Origin of the sequence: Citrobacter amalonaticus (assembly GCF_018323885.1) — a bacterium.
Lineage (GTDB): Bacteria > Pseudomonadota > Gammaproteobacteria > Enterobacterales > Enterobacteriaceae > Citrobacter_A > Citrobacter_A amalonaticus.
In genome coordinates, this window is record NZ_AP024585.1 from 1,764,857 (window position 1) to 1,781,219 (window position 16,363).

Genomic DNA, 16,363 nt, shown 5'->3' on the forward strand with positions numbered 1-16,363 from the left:
GTCACATTTTCCCATTTCAATTCGATAAGCACAGGATAAGCATGCTCGATCCCAATCTGCTGCGTAATGAGCCAGACGCAGTCGCTGAAAAACTGGCACGCCGGGGCTTTAAGCTGGATGTAGATAAGCTGCGCGCTCTTGAAGAGCGTCGTAAAGTTTTGCAGGTCAATACTGAAAACCTGCAGGCAGAGCGTAACTCTCGATCGAAATCCATCGGCCAGGCGAAAGCGCGCGGGGAAGATATCGAGCCTTTACGTCTGGAAGTGAACAAACTGGGCGAAGAGCTGGATGCCGCAAAAGCGGAGCTGGATGTTTTACAGGCTGAGATCCGTGATATCGCGCTGGCCATTCCTAACCTGCCTGCAGACGAAGTGCCGGTCGGTAAAGACGAAAACGATAACGTTGAAGTCAGCCGCTGGGGTACCCCGCGCGAGTTCGACTTTGAGGTTCGCGATCACGTCACGCTGGGCGAAATGCATTCCGGTCTGGATTTCGCTGCTGCCGTTAAGCTGACGGGTTCCCGCTTCGTGGTGATGAAAGGGCAGATTGCCCGTATGCACCGTGCGCTCTCGCAATTTATGCTCGATCTGCATACCGAACAGCATGGCTACAGCGAAAACTATGTGCCGTATCTGGTCAACCATGACACCCTGTACGGCACGGGGCAGTTGCCGAAATTTGCTGGCGATCTGTTCCACACGCGTCCGCTGGAAGAAGAGGCTGACAGCAGCAACTACGCGTTGATTCCGACGGCAGAAGTGCCGCTGACCAACCTGGTGCGTGATGAGATCATCGACGAAGACCAACTGCCGATCAAAATGACGGCGCACACACCGTGCTTCCGCTCTGAAGCGGGTTCCTACGGTCGTGATACTCGTGGCCTGATCCGTATGCACCAGTTCGACAAAGTTGAAATGGTACAGATCGTTCGCCCGGAAGATTCAATGGCAGCGCTGGAAGAGATGACCGGTCATGCGGAAAAAGTGCTGCAACTGCTGGGTCTGCCCTATCGCAAAATCATTCTTTGCACCGGCGACATGGGCTTTGGCGCATGCAAAACCTACGATCTGGAAGTGTGGGTACCGGCGCAGAATACCTACCGCGAGATTTCATCCTGCTCTAACGTCTGGGATTTCCAGGCGCGCCGTATGCAGGCTCGCTGTCGCAGCAAGTCCGACAAAAAGACCCGTCTGGTGCATACTCTGAACGGTTCTGGTCTGGCGGTTGGTCGTACGCTGGTGGCGGTGATGGAAAACTACCAGCAGGCTGATGGCCGTATCGAAGTGCCGGAAGTGTTGCGTCCGTACATGAACGGACTGGAATATATCGGTTAATCCTCGCTTCACTCTTTCTAAAAAGCGCCTTTGGGCGCTTTTTTTATGCCTGTTTGACGCCGGACAATAATCATTACCCCCTTAGGGGTAATATTACTTTCGAATGAAATTCAGCATTTTGCACTGTTATCCTGTAAATACGTTGTATGTAGAACTATATAACGTTGCTTAACTACTCAAATAATAATATCAATTTCTGTTTTTTTACTGTAAGCAAGCAGAGTGAGCCTTTATGAAAACGAAGATCCCTGATGCCGTGATGGCGGCGGAGGTGAGTCGTCGCGGTTTGGTCAAAACGACGGCGATTGGCGGACTGGCGATGGCCAGCAGCGCGTTTACCCTGCCATTTACCCGTATCGCTAATGCTGCCGAAGCCCTGAGTCCGGCACAAGCCAGCGAAAAAGTCGTCTGGAGCGCCTGTACCGTAAACTGCGGGAGTCGTTGCCCGTTGCGCATGCATGTTGTGGATGGCGAAATCAAATACGTTGAAACCGACAACACCGGTGATGACAACTACGACGGTTTGCATCAGGTGCGTGCCTGTCTGCGTGGACGTTCCATGCGTCGTCGCGTCTATAACCCGGATCGTCTGAAATACCCGATGAAACGCGTCGGTAAACGCGGAGAAGGCAAATTCGAGCGCATCACCTGGGATGAGGCTTACGACATCATCGCCAGCAACATGCAGCGTCTGATTAAAGACTACGGTAACGAGTCTATCTATCTGAACTACGGCACCGGTACGCTGGGCGGTACGATGACCCGTTCCTGGCCGCCGGGAAATACCCTGGTGGCGCGTCTGATGAACTGCTGCGGCGGTTATTTGAACCACTACGGCGACTACTCTTCCGCACAAATCGCGGCGGGTCTGAACTACACCTATGGCGGTTGGGCGGATGGTAACAGCCCATCGGACATCGAAAACAGTAAGCTGGTAGTGCTGTTCGGTAACAACCCTGGCGAAACCCGTATGAGCGGCGGTGGGGTGACCTACTATCTGGAACAGGCGCGACAGAAATCGAATGCCCGGATGATTATTATCGATCCGCGCTATACCGATACCGGGGCCGGTCGTGAAGATGAATGGATCCCGATTCGTCCGGGTACCGATGCGGCGCTGGTGAATGCGCTGGCTTATGTGCTGATTACTGAGAATATGGTCGATCAGCCGTTCCTCGATAAGTACTGTGTGGGCTACGACGAGAAAACGTTGCCAGCCAGCGCGCCGAAGAATGGCCACTATAAGGCCTATATTCTCGGGCAGGGGACTGACGATACGCCAAAAACGCCTGAGTGGGCAGCGCAAATTACCGGCATTCCGGCAGACCGTATTATCAAACTGGCGCGAGAAATCGGCAGCGCAAAACCAGCCTATATCAGCCAGGGATGGGGACCGCAGCGCCATGCGAACGGTGAAATCGCCACCCGTGCCATTTCAATGCTGGCCATTTTAACCGGTAACGTCGGGATCAACGGCGGCAACAGCGGTGCACGTGAAGGCTCTTACGGTCTGCCGTTTGTACGGATGCCAACGCTGGAAAACCCGGTAGAAACCAGTATCTCAATGTTTATGTGGACCGACGCGATTGAACGTGGTCCGGAAATGACTGCGCTGCGTGATGGCGTGCGCGGCAAAGATAAACTCGACGTGCCGATTAAGATGATCTGGAACTACGCCGGTAACTGTCTTATCAACCAGCACTCAGAGATCAACCGCACGCACGACATCCTGCAGGATGACAAGAAGTGCGAAATGATTGTCGTCATCGACTGCCACATGACGTCGTCAGCGAAGTATGCCGATATCCTGCTGCCGGACTGCACGGCTTCTGAACAGATGGACTTCGCGCTGGATGCTTCCTGCGGGAATATGTCTTATGTGATTTTCGCCGATCAGGCCATTAAGCCGCGTTTTGAATGCAAAACCATCTATGAAATGACTAGCGAGCTGGCGAAGCGTCTGGGTGTCGAGCAGCAGTTTACCGAAGGACGCACTCAGGAAGAATGGATGCGTCATCTGTACGAACAGTCGCGTAAAGCTATTCCGGCGCTGCCGACCTTTGAGGAATTCCGTAAGCAGGGTCTGTTCAAGCAGCGCGATCCGGAAGGACATCACGTGGCCTATAAGGCGTTCCGTGACGATCCGCAGGCCAATCCGTTGACCACGCCGTCAGGTAAAATCGAGATCTACTCGCAGGAACTGGCTAAGATTGCCGCCACCTGGGAACTACCGGAAGGCGATGTCATCGATCCATTGCCGATCTACACGCCAGGTTTTGAGAACTACAACGATCCGTTGACCAAAGATTATCCATTGCAGCTCACGGGCTTCCACTATAAATCTCGCGTTCACTCCACCTATGGCAACGTGGATGTCCTGAAGGCGTCGTGCCGCCAGGAGATGTGGATCAACCCGCTGGACGCGCAAAAACGCGGTATCCGTAATGGCGACAAGGTCCGCATCTTCAATGGTCGCGGAGAGCTACATATTGAGGCGAAAGTGACGCCGCGGATGATGCCGGGTGTGGTTGCGCTAGGGGAAGGGGCCTGGTATGACCCGGATGCCAAACGCATTGACCAGGGGGGCTGTATCAATGTATTGACCACCCAGCGCCCGTCTCCTCTGGCGAAGGGGAACCCGTCACATACGAACCTTGTTCAGGTTGAGAAGGTGTAAGGAGTAACCGATGACAACCCAGTATGGATTTTTTATTGATTCCAGCCGTTGCACCGGTTGTAAAACCTGCGAACTGGCCTGTAAAGATTACAAAGACTTAACCCCGGATGTCAGCTTCCGCCGCATTTATGAATATGCGGGCGGAGACTGGCAGGAAGACAACGGCGTCTGGCACCAGAACGTGTTTGCCTATTATCTCTCTATTGCCTGTAACCACTGTGAAGATCCGGCCTGTACCAAGGTCTGTCCGAGCGGGGCGATGCACAAGCGGGAAGACGGCTTTGTGGTCGTTGATGAAGATGTCTGCATCGGCTGTCGTTATTGCCATATGGCCTGTCCGTACGGTGCGCCGCAGTACAACGCCGCCAAAGGCCACATGACCAAATGCGACGGCTGTCATGACCGGGTGGCGGAAGGCAAGAAACCGATCTGTGTCGAGTCTTGTCCGCTGCGTGCGCTGGATTTCGGTCCTGTCGACGAACTGCGTCAGAAACACGGCGATCTGGCGGCGGTTGCTCCGCTGCCTGGCGCACACTTTACGAAGCCGAGTATTGTGATCAAACCGAATGCCAACAGCCGCCCGACCGGGGATACCACCGGTTATCTGGCGAATCCGAAGGAGGTGTAAGATGGGAAGTGGATGGCATGAATGGCCGCTGATGATCTTCACGGTCTTCGGACAATGTGTGGTCGGTGGCTTCATTGTCCTGGCGCTGGCGCTAATGAAAGGCGACCTGCGGGCCGAAACGCAACAGCGCGTGATTACCTGCATGTTTGCGCTGTGGGTGCTGATGGGGATTGGCTTTATCGCATCTATGCTGCACCTTGGCTCGCCAATGCGGGCGTTTAACTCGCTTAACCGTGTCGGTTCATCGGCGCTGAGTAATGAAATTGCCAGCGGTTCGATTTTCTTTGCGGTTGGCGGGATCGGCTGGCTGCTGGCGGTGTTGAAAAAGCTCTCTCCGGCTCTGCGTAACCTGTGGTTGCTGCTGACGATGGTGCTGGGTGTACTGTTCGTCTGGATGATGGTGCGCGTCTATAACAGCATTGATACCGTACCGACCTGGTACAGCGTCTGGACGCCGCTGGGCTTCTTCCTGACTCTGCTGATGGGGGGGCCACTGCTGGGCTATCTGCTGCTGCGCGTGGCGGGAGTCGATGGCTGGGCGATGCGTCTGTTGCCTGCGGTTTCACTGCTGGCGCTGGTGGTCAGTGCCATCATGTCGGTGATGCAGGGCGCAGAACTGGCGACCATTCACAGCTCTATTCAGCAGGCTTCTGCGTTGGTACCTGACTACGGGGCGTTGATGGCCTGGCGGATTGGGGTGCTGGCGCTGGCCTTGTGCTGCTGGATTGTTCCGCAGTTGAAAGGGTATCAGCCTGCGGTTCCGCTGCTGTCAGTGGCCTTTATTCTGCTGCTGGTGGGAGAACTGATTGGTCGCGGCGTATTCTACGGTCTGCATATGACCGTCGGTATGGCGGTTGCCAGCTAAGTGAATAACCGGGGCTTTCGCCCCGGTCAGATTACTGACAAGGAAAGAAAAAGCGTGTTTTTTCCTTCCTTGTGGTTATCAGCCGAAAATCAATGAATTGATTTTCCTGGTTTTTAATGAGGTGATCTTTACTTTTCCGGTATCGGGATGAAGTTTGTCATCACTCTCACCGGGGCTTTCGCCCCGGTTTTACTATTTTTGTTTAGTCAACGTATCGTAGCTGGTCATCAGGTTGCGATAATCCGGAATGTGGTTGGAGAACAGCGTCGCCAACCCCTCAATATCATTACGCCAGTCACGGTGCAGTTCACAGGCCACACCAAACCATGTCATGAGCTGAGCACCGGCCTGCGACATTCTATCCCACGCCGAATGACGGGTAATTTCATTAAACGTACCCGACGCGTCGGTGACGACGAAGACATCAAAACCTTCTTCAATGGCTGACAGCGCCGGAAATGCCACACAAACTTCGGTCACTACACCCGCAATGATCAACTGCTTTTTCCCCGTGGCTTTGACGGCCTTCACGAAGTCTTCATTATCCCAGGCGTTGATATTCCCTGGCCTCGCAATGTACGGGGCATCAGGAAACTGGGCTTTTAATTCGGGGACCAGCGGGCCGTTTGGTCCGGTTTCGAAACTGGTGGTGAGGATGGTAGGCAGCTTGAAGTATTTGGCTAAATCACCCAGCGCGAGCACGTTGTTTTTGAATTTATCAGGGTCAATATCCCTGACCAGTGACAGCAATCCGGCCTGGTGATCCACCAGAAGAACCGCTGCGTCATTTTTATCGAGACGAACATAAGGCCTGGTCATTCTCTTCTCCTTGCTTAAGTCAACTCTGCGCCCGAATTCATTCAGGTGCGTATGGTTCATTCAAAGCATAGAACGGAAAAAAAAACCTGCCGGGACTATGAGATTTTTCAACTGATCGAAACGGAATACCTTTGCGTTAAATCAATAAAAACAGTCACCTGTAGTTGATTGGTTATCAGTAATACATAATCTTAATCAATAAATTCAATCGAAGACGGAAAAGGGCCGCCACACCACGGTTTCCGCCGATTGACAATGTTTTTGTTGGTGGCATGATGCGCGTGAAATTTGAACTTCCTCACGGTTTATACTCATGTCCACCTATACCCGACCTGTCTTGCTTTTGCTGGCTGGTCTACTTCTGCTGACCCTGGCGATTGCGGTGCTGAACACGCTCGTCCCGCTTTGGCTCGCCCAGGAAAACCTGCCGACGTGGCAGGTGGGTATGATCAGTTCGTCCTATTTCACCGGTAATCTGGTCGGGACGCTGTTGACAGGAGCTTTAATCAAACGCCTCGGGTTTAACCGTAGTTACTATCTTGCCTCGCTGATTTTTGCCGCCGGCTGTGTGGGCCTCGGGGTGATGGTCGGCTTCTGGAGCTGGCTGGCATGGCGCTTTGTCGCGGGCATTGGCTGCGCGATGATCTGGGTGGTTGTGGAGAGTGCGCTGATGTGCAGCGGGACATCACGTAACCGCGGTCGCCTGCTGGCGGCCTACATGATGGTCTATTATGTGGGGACCTTCCTCGGACAACTGCTGGTCAGCAAAGTCTCGACGGAACTGATGAATGTGCTGCCGTGGGCGACGGGACTGATTCTGGCAGGGATTTTACCGCTGCTCTTTACCCGCATCCTGAATCAACAGTCTGATGAACACAACGACACGCCAATTACCGCAATGCTGAAACTGCGTCAGGCGCGGCTGGGCGTTAACGGCTGCATCATTTCCGGGATTGTCCTGGGTTCGCTGTACGGCCTGATGCCGCTCTATCTCAATCATCAGGGCATGAGTAATGCCAGTATCGGTTTCTGGATGGCGGTGCTGGTTAGCGCGGGGATCCTCGGGCAGTGGCCAATCGGGAGACTGGCGGATAAGTTTGGTCGACTGCTGGTACTGCGCGTGCAGGTGTTTGTGGTCATCCTCGGAAGCATCGCGATGTTAAGCCAGGCAGCGATGGCACCTGCGCTCTTTATCCTGGGGGCGGCCGGTTTTACGCTCTATCCGGTCGCGATGGCCTGGGCCTGTGAAAAAGTGGAACATCATCAACTGGTGGCGATGAACCAGGCGCTGCTGCTAAGCTACACCGTTGGCAGCCTGTTAGGGCCTTCCTTCACCGCCATGTTGATGCAGAATTATTCCGATAATCTTCTGTTTATTATGATTGCCAGCGTGTCGTTTATTTATTTGCTGATGCTGCTGCGCAATGCCGGACATACTCCGAACCCGGTTGCTCACGTTTAATTCAGCGTCAACAGGAAGCAATGTGTGTTATTGCATCCTGTTTTGGTTAATGTTCTGTATTCCCCGACAGAAAGTAAAAAGGCTACCCGTCGGATAGCCTTTTTAAAAGACGCAATCAATACATCACTTTATGCCCGTACTGCTCAAGAATGCCTTTAACGCGTTCCATCGTTTCTTTCTTCGGTGGATGTACACCATCGAGTTTGTACTCTTCGCCCATCGCCACCCATTTATGTTTACCCAGTTCGTGATAGGGCAGGAGCTCGATTTTTTCAACGTTGCCCATATCGCGGGTAAATTCACCGAGTCGGTGCGCGGAGTCGTCATCGTCGGACCAGCCAGGTACCACGACGTAACGGATCCACACGTTGATATTTTTGTTTGCCAGATAGCGGGCGAACTCCAGCGTACGGTGGTTGGAAACGCCGACCAGGTTCTGGTGGATCTCATCATTCATCTGCTTGAGGTCGAGCATCACCAGGTCAGTGACTTCCAGCAGTTCATCAATCACCGGGTCGTAGCGGCGAACAAAACCATTGGTATCCAGACAGGTATGGATACCTTCTTGCTTACAGGCACGAAACCAGTCACGGACAAATTCCGCTTGCAGGATGGCTTCACCGCCTGACGCCGTTACGCCGCCGCCGGATGCGTTCATAAAGTGGCGATAGGTCACGACCTCTTTCATCAGTTCTTCAACGGTGACTTCTTTACCGCCATGCGTGTCCCACGTATCGCGGTTGTGGCAATACAGACAGCGCATCAGGCAGCCCTGGAAGAAAGTAATAAAGCGGATGCCTGGGCCGTCAACGGTACCACAGGATTCAAAGGAGTGAATGCGACCAATAACTGACATTGCGGTGTTTCTCCAGATGTGGCCCATCCGGGGCCGTGTTGGTGCACAGCTCATTGGCTGTGTCGAGTCTGTTTTGGCGGTTATCCATTGAGTATAGATAGCTGACAAAACAGGCTGCAGTCGGGAAACGACCTGTTAAAAAGGCCCCACTTACGTGGAGCCTTTATTGTACGCCTTTTACCGCGTGATTTCAGTCAAAACACATTACATGGTCTGAGTGAAGGTACGGGTAATAACGTCCTGCTGCTGTTCTTTCGTCAGGGAGTTAAAACGTACTGCATAACCAGATACACGGATGGTCAGCTGCGGATATTTTTCCGGATGTTCCATCGCGTCCAGCAGCATTTCACGGTTCATCACGTTCACGTTCAGGTGCTGACCACCTTCGATGGACGCTTCATGGTGGAAGTAACCATCCATCAGACCGGCCAGGTTAGTCTTACGAACTTCGTCGTCTTTACCCAGTGCGTTCGGAACGATAGAGAAGGTATAAGAGATACCATCTTTCGCGTAAGCAAACGGCAGTTTAGCAACAGAAGTCAGAGAGGCAACAGCACCTTTCTGGTCACGACCGTGCATCGGGTTAGCACCTGGTCCGAACGGCGCGCCAGCACGACGACCATCTGGGGTGTTACCGGTTTTCTTACCATACACAACGTTAGAGGTGATGGTCAGAACAGACTGCGTCGGGATAGCATCACGGTAGGTTTTCAGTTTCTGAATTTTCTTCATGAAACGTTCAACCAGGTCAACCGCCATGTCATCAACGCGCGCGTCGTTGTTACCAAACTGCGGGTATTCGCCTTCGATTTCGAAGTCGATAGCCAGACCGTCTTCATCACGAATCGGTTTAACTTTCGCATATTTGATAGCAGACAGGGAGTCAGCCGCAACGGACAGACCTGCGATACCACATGCCATGGTGCGAATAACATCACGATCGTGCAGCGCCATCAGAGAGGCTTCGTAGCTGTACTTGTCGTGCATGTAGTGGATAACGTTCAGCGCGGTGACATACTGCTTAGCCAGCCAGTCCATGAAGTGATCCATGCGCTCCATGACTTCGTCATAGTTCAGCACGTCGCCTTTGATTGGCTCAGATTTCGGGCCAACCTGCATTTTCAGTTTTTCATCAACGCCGCCGTTGATTGCGTACAGCATGGTTTTCGCCAGGTTTGCACGCGCACCGAAGAACTGCATTTGTTTACCAACAACCATTGGGCTTACGCAGCAAGCGATAGCGTAATCGTCGTTGTTGAAGTCCGGACGCATCAGGTCATCGTTCTCATACTGCAGAGAAGAGGTGTCGATGGACACTTTAGCGGCGAATTTCTTGAAGTTCAGAGGCAGTTTTTCAGACCACAGAACGGTGATGTTCGGCTCCGGAGACGGACCCATGGTGTACAGGGTGTTCAGGAAGCGGAAGCTGTTTTTGGTAACCAGAGTACGGCCATCAACGCCCATACCACCGATGGATTCCGTTGCCCAAATCGGGTCGCCGGAGAACAGTTCATCATATTCAGGCGTACGCAGGAAACGAACCATACGCAGTTTCATGACCAGGTGGTCAATCATTTCCTGAGCGTCTTGTTCAGTGATTTTGCCTGCTTTCAGGTCACGTTCGATGTATGCATCCAGGAAGGTGGAGACACGACCGAAGGACATTGCCGCGCCGTTCTGAGATTTAACCGCAGCCAGGTAGCCGAAGTAAGTCCACTGAATCGCTTCCTGAGCGTTGGTTGCCGGACCAGAGATATCGCAGCCATATTTCGCAGCCATCTCTTTGATCTGACCCAGCGCACGGTGCTGTTCAGCAATTTCTTCACGCAGACGGATAGTCGCTTCCAGGTTTACGCCGTTTTCCAGGTCAGACTGCAGGGAAACGAACTGAGCGTATTTGTCTTTCATCAGGAAGTCGATACCGTACAGCGCAACGCGACGGTAGTCACCGATGATACGGCCACGGCCATAGGCATCCGGCAGACCAGTCAGAACACCGGATTTACGGCAGTTCAGAATGTCTTTGGTGTAAACATCGAAAACGCCCTGGTTGTGGGTTTTACGATATTCAGTGAAGATTTTTTTCAGCATCGGGTCCAGTTCGCGGTTGTACGCTTTGCAGGAACCTTCAACCATTTTGATACCACCGAACGGGATGATCGCACGTTTCAGCGGAGCTTCAGTTTGCAGACCAACAATTTTCTCGAGCGCTTTATTGATGTAGCCAGCGTCGTGAGAAGTGATGGTGGAAGCAACAGAGGTGTCAAAGTCAACAGGCGCGTGAGTGCGGTTTTCCTGTTTAACGCCTTCCATTACGCTGTCCCACAGTGCAGTGGTCGCATCAGTCGCGCCAGCCAGGAAGGACTCGTCACCCTCGTACGGAGTGTAGTTTTTCTGAATGAAGTCACGGACGTTTACTTCATTCTGCCAGTCACCTTTGGTAAAACCTTCCCAGGCTGTGGCTAACTTTTCATTAAGCTCGGACATGTAACACCTACCTTCTTAAGTGGATTTTTTATTTACTGCGTGTATCGCGACATCAATTAATGATGATCGTTGTCACGCAGATAAATGACCCAGTATGTCAACCCAACCAACAAACCCCCGCCGATAATGTTACCGATCGTAACCGGAATCAGGTTATCAGTGATGAAGTTCATCGCGGTCAGGTGAGAAAAACTTTCCGGCGTCGAGCCAACTGCGCTCCAGAACTCCGGTGTTGCGAGATCACGGATTACAATACCCATCGGAATCATAAACATGTTTGCGATACTGTGCTCAAAACCGCTGGCAACAAACATCGCAACCGGTAATACCATGATAAACGCTTTATCCATCAGGCTACGGCCTGAGTAGCTCATCCATACAGCCAGGCATACCATCAGGTTTGCGAGGATACCGAGGCTGACGGCTTCAACAAAAGTATGGTGCATTTTGTGGTCGGCGGTTTGCAGGACGTTCAGTCCCCACTGGCCGTTGGCGACCATATATTCGCCGGAAAGCCACATCAATAGCACAAAGAGCAAGCAACCAATCAGGTTACCAAAATAGACGTTGAGCCAGTTTTTTGCCAACTGACCCCAGGTGATTCGGCCACTGGCTTTGGCAACGACAATCAACACGGTTGACGTAAAGAGGTCTGCACCGCAGATGACGCAAAGAATCAACCCCAGAGAGAAGCAGATACCGCCAATCAATTTCGCCATACCAAAGGGCATCGTACCTGTACCGGTCGTTGCAGTGATATAGAAAACAAAGGCGATGGAAATGAACACACCGGCAGTAATTGCCAGGAAGAAAGTCTTAAGCGGATGTTTCGTTGCTTTATAGACACCTGCCTCTTCGGCCACTTTGGCCATTGCTGCAGGGAGTAAAAGATCAAAAGGGTTGTCAGCTTTCACACTAACTCTCTCTTTATTAAGTCGGCGACGAGATACTAACAAAGCATTATAGATGAGAAATTGATGTAGATCATATCCCGCCTGGCTTATAGGCCCGTAATACGCATGGTTTTTATGCAATTACGGAGTAATTAATTGATTTTTATGATAAAAATAAATTTTAAATTTTAGCAAATGAGTTGAAAATTTTCCTTCCTACGTCTGTTAGCCAGTTAATTAATATGGAGTAATTGGCAGATAAAGTAACAACTATCCATTAAATTATGTAATATCAACTACCAACATTTAACCTTGTTATTACATTTGTTTTGGGATATTCAAAAATAAATAAAAAGGGGCGCTTAGCGCGCCCCGTAATATAGCCCAGACGATTATTTAAACCTACTCAGCGTAGGTTGATTGGCTTTATTTTGACCAAAATGAAGATTTTGCACGCTGCAACTTCTCATAGGCCTTCAACAGCGACTGGTGTGATGCGAATGCGTGCAGATCGCTGTCAACCGGCTGCAGACCATAAAAGGCGGCTTCACCGCTCAATGCTGCACTGGCGGCTTCGACGGCATTTGCGCCATACATACGGACAAACGCGTTCAGATATTGCAGCGGTTCACGTTCTTCTTCCTGCGACAGCAGTAACAGCGTTTGCAGGCAACGGTAATAATTCGCCCGCTCGGCGCTAAAGATCGACGTATTAAATTCCATCGTCCATTCGGTCCAGATCAGTGCCTGTTCCAGATCACCACCTGCCAGCGCCAGCATCGCTTTCAGTTCCCCAATACGCAGGGTGTACCAGCCGTTATCTGAACCGGTAGCCAGGCCTAACAGTTCACGAACGCGGGTGAAATCATCAAACCCTTCTTCATCGAGTTGCTCAATCAGGTTGAGATAGTCTTCTTTATCCCAGCGACTATTCGGCAGTGAGAGCAGGGTCTCGCGCAGATGGACGCCCATGGCGTTATTGGCTAACCACAGATCTTCAGCAGGATAAATATCAGACATCCCCGGAACGATGATCCGACAGGCGTAGACACCGAGATGTTCGTAATCGGCGATGTACACCTCTTTATCTTCCGCGTTGAAGATCGCCATCAGGGTGGCAAACTCTTCTTCTGTGGTACCGGAGAAACTCCAGTCAACGAACGGGTAGTCGGCATCCTGCTTGAACAGATCCCAGGAGATCAGACCGCTGGAGTCAATGAAGTGTGTTTCCAGGTTGGTATGCTCAGCCACTTCTTCATCGTCGAAGGTCGGCGGCGTGAAGACGTCGAGATCTTTCAGACCACGGCCCTGCAGCAGTTCCGTCACGGTACGTTCCAGTGCGACGCCAAAATCAGGATGTGCGCCGAAAGAGGCGAAGCAGGTGCCGTTAGCCGGATTGAACAGCACAACGCAGATCACCGGATACTGACCGCCCAGAGAACCGTCGTAAGCAAAGATGGGGAAACCTTCCGCTTCCAGCGTTGCAATAGATTCCACTACCGCCGGGTAGCGTGCCAGCACGTCGGCCGGAATTTCCGGCAGGCTGATGCTTTCGGCAATAATGCGATTCTTCACATAACGCTCAAAGACTTCAGATAACCCTTGCACGCGCGCTTCGTTACGGGTGTTACCGGCGGACATCCCGTTTGAGACGTACAGGTTGCCGATAATGTTCATTGGAATATAGACGGTCTGGTTATCCGACTGGCGGGTAAACGGCAGGCCGCAGATACCACGCTCTTCGTTGCCAGACTGCAGGTCGATCAGCATGCTGCCGGTCAGTTCGTTCTCGGGATCGTAGAAGGCACGCAGGCGGGCATCCAGCAGACCGTCCGGTACGTCATCATTTTCGGTCAGCGGGAACCATTTCTCGTTCGGATAATGCACGAACGGGCCATTGGCGATGGTTTCACCCAGCCAGAAATCGGCAAAGAAATAGTTGGTTGACAGACGCTCAAAATATTCGCCCAACGCCGAGGCCAGCGCGGCCTTTTTCGTCGCCCCTTTGCCGTTGGTAAAGCACAGCGCACACTCTTTATCGCGAATGTGTACGGACCAGACGTTCGGCACTGGATTCAGCCACGAGGCCTCTTCAATATGGAAACCGAGGTCGAGTAGTTTTTGCTGGAAGCGAGCGATGGAGTCTTCCAGTGCGGCGTCTTTGCCGGGAATAAATGTTTGCGTCATGAAAATCACTTTTGTCGTACGGAAAGCGCGCAATGATACGGGTTTTACATGACTGACGCTATCGCCGCCACTGACGCGGCGCAAATAAAAGTTTTGGCTATGCTTGTAGGCAGTGATCCACCATAAGAGCATAAAAATGAAAGCGTTTGATTTACAACGGATGGCACTCGATAAAGTGCCGATGGAATTCCTCGGTGAAGTGGCTTTACGCAGTCTGTATACCTTCGTACTGGTCTATCTGTTTCTCAAACTCACAGGACGACGCGGCGTGCGACAGATGTCGCTCTTCGAAGTGCTGATTATTTTAACGCTGGGGTCGGCGGCGGGTGACGTGGCCTTTTATGATGATGTCCCGATGTTGCCAGTACTGGTGGTCTTCATTACCCTCGCGCTGCTGTACCGTCTGGTGATGTGGCTGATGGCGCGCAGTGAAAAACTGGAAGATTTACTGGAAGGTAAGCCCGTCGTGATTATTGAAGATGGCGAGCTGGCGTGGGAAAAACTGAACCAGTCAAATATGACCGAGTTCGAGTTTTTCATGGAGCTGCGACTGAATGGCGTTGAGCAACTGGGACAGGTGCGCCTGGCGATCCTTGAAACGAATGGTCAGATCAGCGTTTATTTCTTTGAAGACAGTGAGGTAAAGCCTGGCTTAAGCATTTTGCCGAAGTATTGTACGCAACGTTATAAAGTCGTTCCTGAAGCGGGAGAGTATTCCTGTGTGCGATGCAGTGAAGTGATCACAATGAAAGCCGGCGATCGTCAGGCGTGCCCGCGGTGTAAAAATCCAGAATGGTCGAAGGCCAGTCGGGCAAAACGGGTCGTCTGACAGCAAAAATATCGGTCTTTTATCGTCAATCCCGAAGATTCTGTTGTGTGAGCGAACACTCATTTTTACTCGAGTTTGTTTTAGCCATTGCGGCGCGTGTCACTGAATGATAAAACCGATATCCACAGGAATAACTTATACCCAATCTCTGTTCATGTACGAAAAGAGATTGGGTTAATAACAACGCAACGTGGTGAGGGGAAATGGCTCAGGTCTTCAATTTTAGTTCAGGTCCGGCAATGTTACCGGCAGACGTGCTTAAACTGGCTCAAAAGGATCTTTGTGACTGGAACGGTCTTGGTACGTCCGTCATGGAAGTGAGCCACCGCGGCAAAGAATTCATCCAGGTCGCGCAAGAAGCGGAGCAGGATTTTCGCGATCTGTTGAATATCCCCTCCAACTACAAAGTGCTGTTTTGTCACGGCGGTGGTCGTGGCCAGTTTTCTGCCATTCCGCTGAACATTCTGGGCGACAAAACCACGGCAGACTACGTTGATGCAGGCTACTGGGCAGCCAGCGCCGTCAAAGAAGCGAAAAAATACTGCACGCCGAATGTGATTGACGCCAAAGTTTCGGTCGATGGCCTGCGCGGCGTGAAGCCGATGAGTGAGTGGCAGCCTTCTGCTGATGCAGCGTATCTGCATTACTGCCCGAACGAAACCATCGATGGCATCGCAATTAACGAAACGCCCAATTTTGGTTCCGATGTGGTGGTGACCGCTGATTTCTCCTCAACCATTCTCTCCGGACCGCTGGATGTTTCACGCTATGGCATCATTTATGCGGGCGCACAGAAGAACATTGGCCCGGCGGGTTTGACTATCGTCATCGTACGCGAAGATTTACTGGGTAAAGCGAATGTGGCGTGTCCGTCGATCCTCGATTATTCCGTTCTGAACGACAATGACTCGATGTTCAATACGCCGCCGACCTTCGCCTGGTATCTTTCCGGCCTGGTGTTCAAATGGCTGAAAGCCAATGGTGGCGTGGCGGCGATGGATAAAATCAATCAGCAAAAAGCAGAACTGCTGTACGGTGTGATTGATAACAGTGACTTCTATCGTAACGATGTCGCGAAAGCGAACCGTTCACGTATGAACGTGCCGTTCCAGTTAGCTGACAGCGCGCTGGATAAGCTCTTCCTGGAAGAGTCTTTTGCTGCGGGCCTGCACGCGCTGAAAGGCCACCGCGTTGTCGGCGGAATGCGTGCCTCCATTTATAACGCGATGCCGCTGGAAGGGGTAAAAGCGCTTGCCGATTTCATGACTGATTTCGAGCGCCGTCGCGGCTAATCAGGTGTCTCTTTTCATCCCCACAGCCTTGTCT

The 16,363-nt window shown here is 52.0% G+C and carries 12 protein-coding genes; 7 read left to right on the forward strand and 5 right to left on the reverse strand.

Annotated elements, in window-relative coordinates:
* The first annotated feature begins 41 nt into the window (after positions 1-41).
* The 4 genes from serS to KI228_RS08240 all read left to right on the forward strand — a co-directional run bounded on the left by serS (position 42) and on the right by KI228_RS08240 (position 5,504).
* Positions 42-1,334 carry a serine--tRNA ligase gene (serS, locus tag KI228_RS08225; RefSeq protein ID WP_043001203.1) on the forward strand — a complete coding sequence of 431 codons (1,293 nt, stop codon included), beginning with the start codon at positions 42-44 and terminating at the stop codon, positions 1,332-1,334.
* Between the two features lie 232 nt (positions 1,335-1,566).
* Positions 1,567-4,011, forward strand: a complete 2,445-nt coding sequence (gene dmsA, locus KI228_RS08230; RefSeq protein WP_099433414.1) for a dimethylsulfoxide reductase subunit A — start codon at positions 1,567-1,569, stop codon at positions 4,009-4,011.
* 10 nt (positions 4,012-4,021) lie between these two features.
* A complete protein-coding gene (dmsB, locus tag KI228_RS08235; RefSeq protein ID WP_043000749.1) occupies positions 4,022-4,639 on the forward strand; it encodes a dimethylsulfoxide reductase iron-sulfur subunit DmsB in 618 nt (205 codons plus the stop codon).
* Between the two features lies 1 nt (position 4,640).
* Positions 4,641-5,504, forward strand: coding sequence for a dimethyl sulfoxide reductase anchor subunit family protein (locus KI228_RS08240; RefSeq protein ID WP_043001202.1), 864 nt, complete (start codon positions 4,641-4,643; stop codon positions 5,502-5,504).
* 192 nt (positions 5,505-5,696) lie between these two features.
* On the opposite strand, the gene ycaC is transcribed toward KI228_RS08240, so the two are convergent.
* Positions 5,697-6,323 carry an isochorismate family cysteine hydrolase YcaC gene (gene ycaC / locus KI228_RS08245; protein WP_043001201.1) on the reverse strand — a complete coding sequence of 209 codons (627 nt, stop codon included), beginning with the start codon at positions 6,321-6,323 and terminating at the stop codon, positions 5,697-5,699.
* Between the two features lie 313 nt (positions 6,324-6,636).
* On the opposite strand from ycaC, the gene KI228_RS08250 reads away from it, so the two are divergent.
* Positions 6,637-7,785, forward strand: coding sequence for an MFS transporter (locus tag KI228_RS08250; protein ID WP_043001200.1), 1,149 nt, complete (start codon positions 6,637-6,639; stop codon positions 7,783-7,785).
* A gap of 115 nt (positions 7,786-7,900) precedes the next feature.
* Here KI228_RS08250 and pflA read toward each other — a convergent pair whose 3' ends face one another.
* From pflA to ycaO, 4 genes are all read right to left on the reverse strand, one after another.
* Complete coding sequence (gene pflA, locus KI228_RS08255; protein ID WP_043001199.1) at positions 7,901-8,641, reverse strand: pyruvate formate lyase 1-activating protein; 741 nt, start codon at positions 8,639-8,641, stop codon at positions 7,901-7,903.
* 204 nt (positions 8,642-8,845) lie between these two features.
* Complete coding sequence (gene pflB, locus KI228_RS08260) at positions 8,846-11,128, reverse strand: formate C-acetyltransferase (RefSeq protein ID WP_043001198.1); 2,283 nt, start codon at positions 11,126-11,128, stop codon at positions 8,846-8,848.
* Between the two features lie 56 nt (positions 11,129-11,184).
* Entirely contained in the window at positions 11,185-12,042 is an 858-nt protein-coding gene (gene focA, locus KI228_RS08265; protein WP_043001197.1) for a formate transporter FocA, read from the reverse strand.
* 405 nt (positions 12,043-12,447) lie between these two features.
* Positions 12,448-14,208, reverse strand: coding sequence for a 30S ribosomal protein S12 methylthiotransferase accessory factor YcaO (gene ycaO, locus KI228_RS08270; RefSeq protein ID WP_043001976.1), 1,761 nt, complete (start codon positions 14,206-14,208; stop codon positions 12,448-12,450).
* 136 nt (positions 14,209-14,344) lie between these two features.
* On the opposite strand from ycaO, the gene KI228_RS08275 reads away from it, so the two are divergent.
* Together KI228_RS08275 and serC are read left to right on the forward strand one after the other, a co-directional pair.
* Positions 14,345-15,037 (forward strand): DUF421 domain-containing protein, encoded by a 693-nt coding sequence (locus tag KI228_RS08275; RefSeq protein ID WP_043001196.1) that lies wholly within the window; start codon positions 14,345-14,347, stop codon positions 15,035-15,037.
* A 203-nt stretch (positions 15,038-15,240) separates the two neighbouring features.
* On the forward strand, positions 15,241-16,329 hold the full coding sequence (gene serC / locus KI228_RS08280) for a 3-phosphoserine/phosphohydroxythreonine transaminase (RefSeq protein ID WP_043001195.1): 1,089 nt from the start codon (positions 15,241-15,243) through the stop codon (positions 16,327-16,329).
* The last annotated feature ends 34 nt before the right edge of the window (positions 16,330-16,363 follow it).

Bases quoted from the DNA above. Each gene is read 5' to 3' on its own strand.
- serS (WP_043001203.1), top strand. From the start codon at position 42: ATGCTCGATCCCAATCTGCTGCGTAATGAGCCAGACGCAGTCGCTGAA.
- dmsA (WP_099433414.1), top strand. From the start codon at position 1,567: ATGAAAACGAAGATCCCTGATGCCGTGATGGCGGCGGAGGTGAGTCGT.
- dmsB (WP_043000749.1), top strand. From the start codon at position 4,022: ATGACAACCCAGTATGGATTTTTTATTGATTCCAGCCGTTGCACCGGT.
- KI228_RS08240 (WP_043001202.1), top strand. From the start codon at position 4,641: ATGGGAAGTGGATGGCATGAATGGCCGCTGATGATCTTCACGGTCTTC.
- ycaC (WP_043001201.1), bottom strand. From the start codon at position 6,323: ATGACCAGGCCTTATGTTCGTCTCGATAAAAATGACGCAGCGGTTCTT.
- KI228_RS08250 (WP_043001200.1), top strand. From the start codon at position 6,637: ATGTCCACCTATACCCGACCTGTCTTGCTTTTGCTGGCTGGTCTACTT.
- pflA (WP_043001199.1), bottom strand. From the start codon at position 8,641: ATGTCAGTTATTGGTCGCATTCACTCCTTTGAATCCTGTGGTACCGTT.
- pflB (WP_043001198.1), bottom strand. From the start codon at position 11,128: ATGTCCGAGCTTAATGAAAAGTTAGCCACAGCCTGGGAAGGTTTTACC.
- ycaO (WP_043001976.1), bottom strand. From the start codon at position 14,208: ATGACGCAAACATTTATTCCCGGCAAAGACGCCGCACTGGAAGACTCC.
- KI228_RS08275 (WP_043001196.1), top strand. From the start codon at position 14,345: ATGAAAGCGTTTGATTTACAACGGATGGCACTCGATAAAGTGCCGATG.
- serC (WP_043001195.1), top strand. From the start codon at position 15,241: ATGGCTCAGGTCTTCAATTTTAGTTCAGGTCCGGCAATGTTACCGGCA.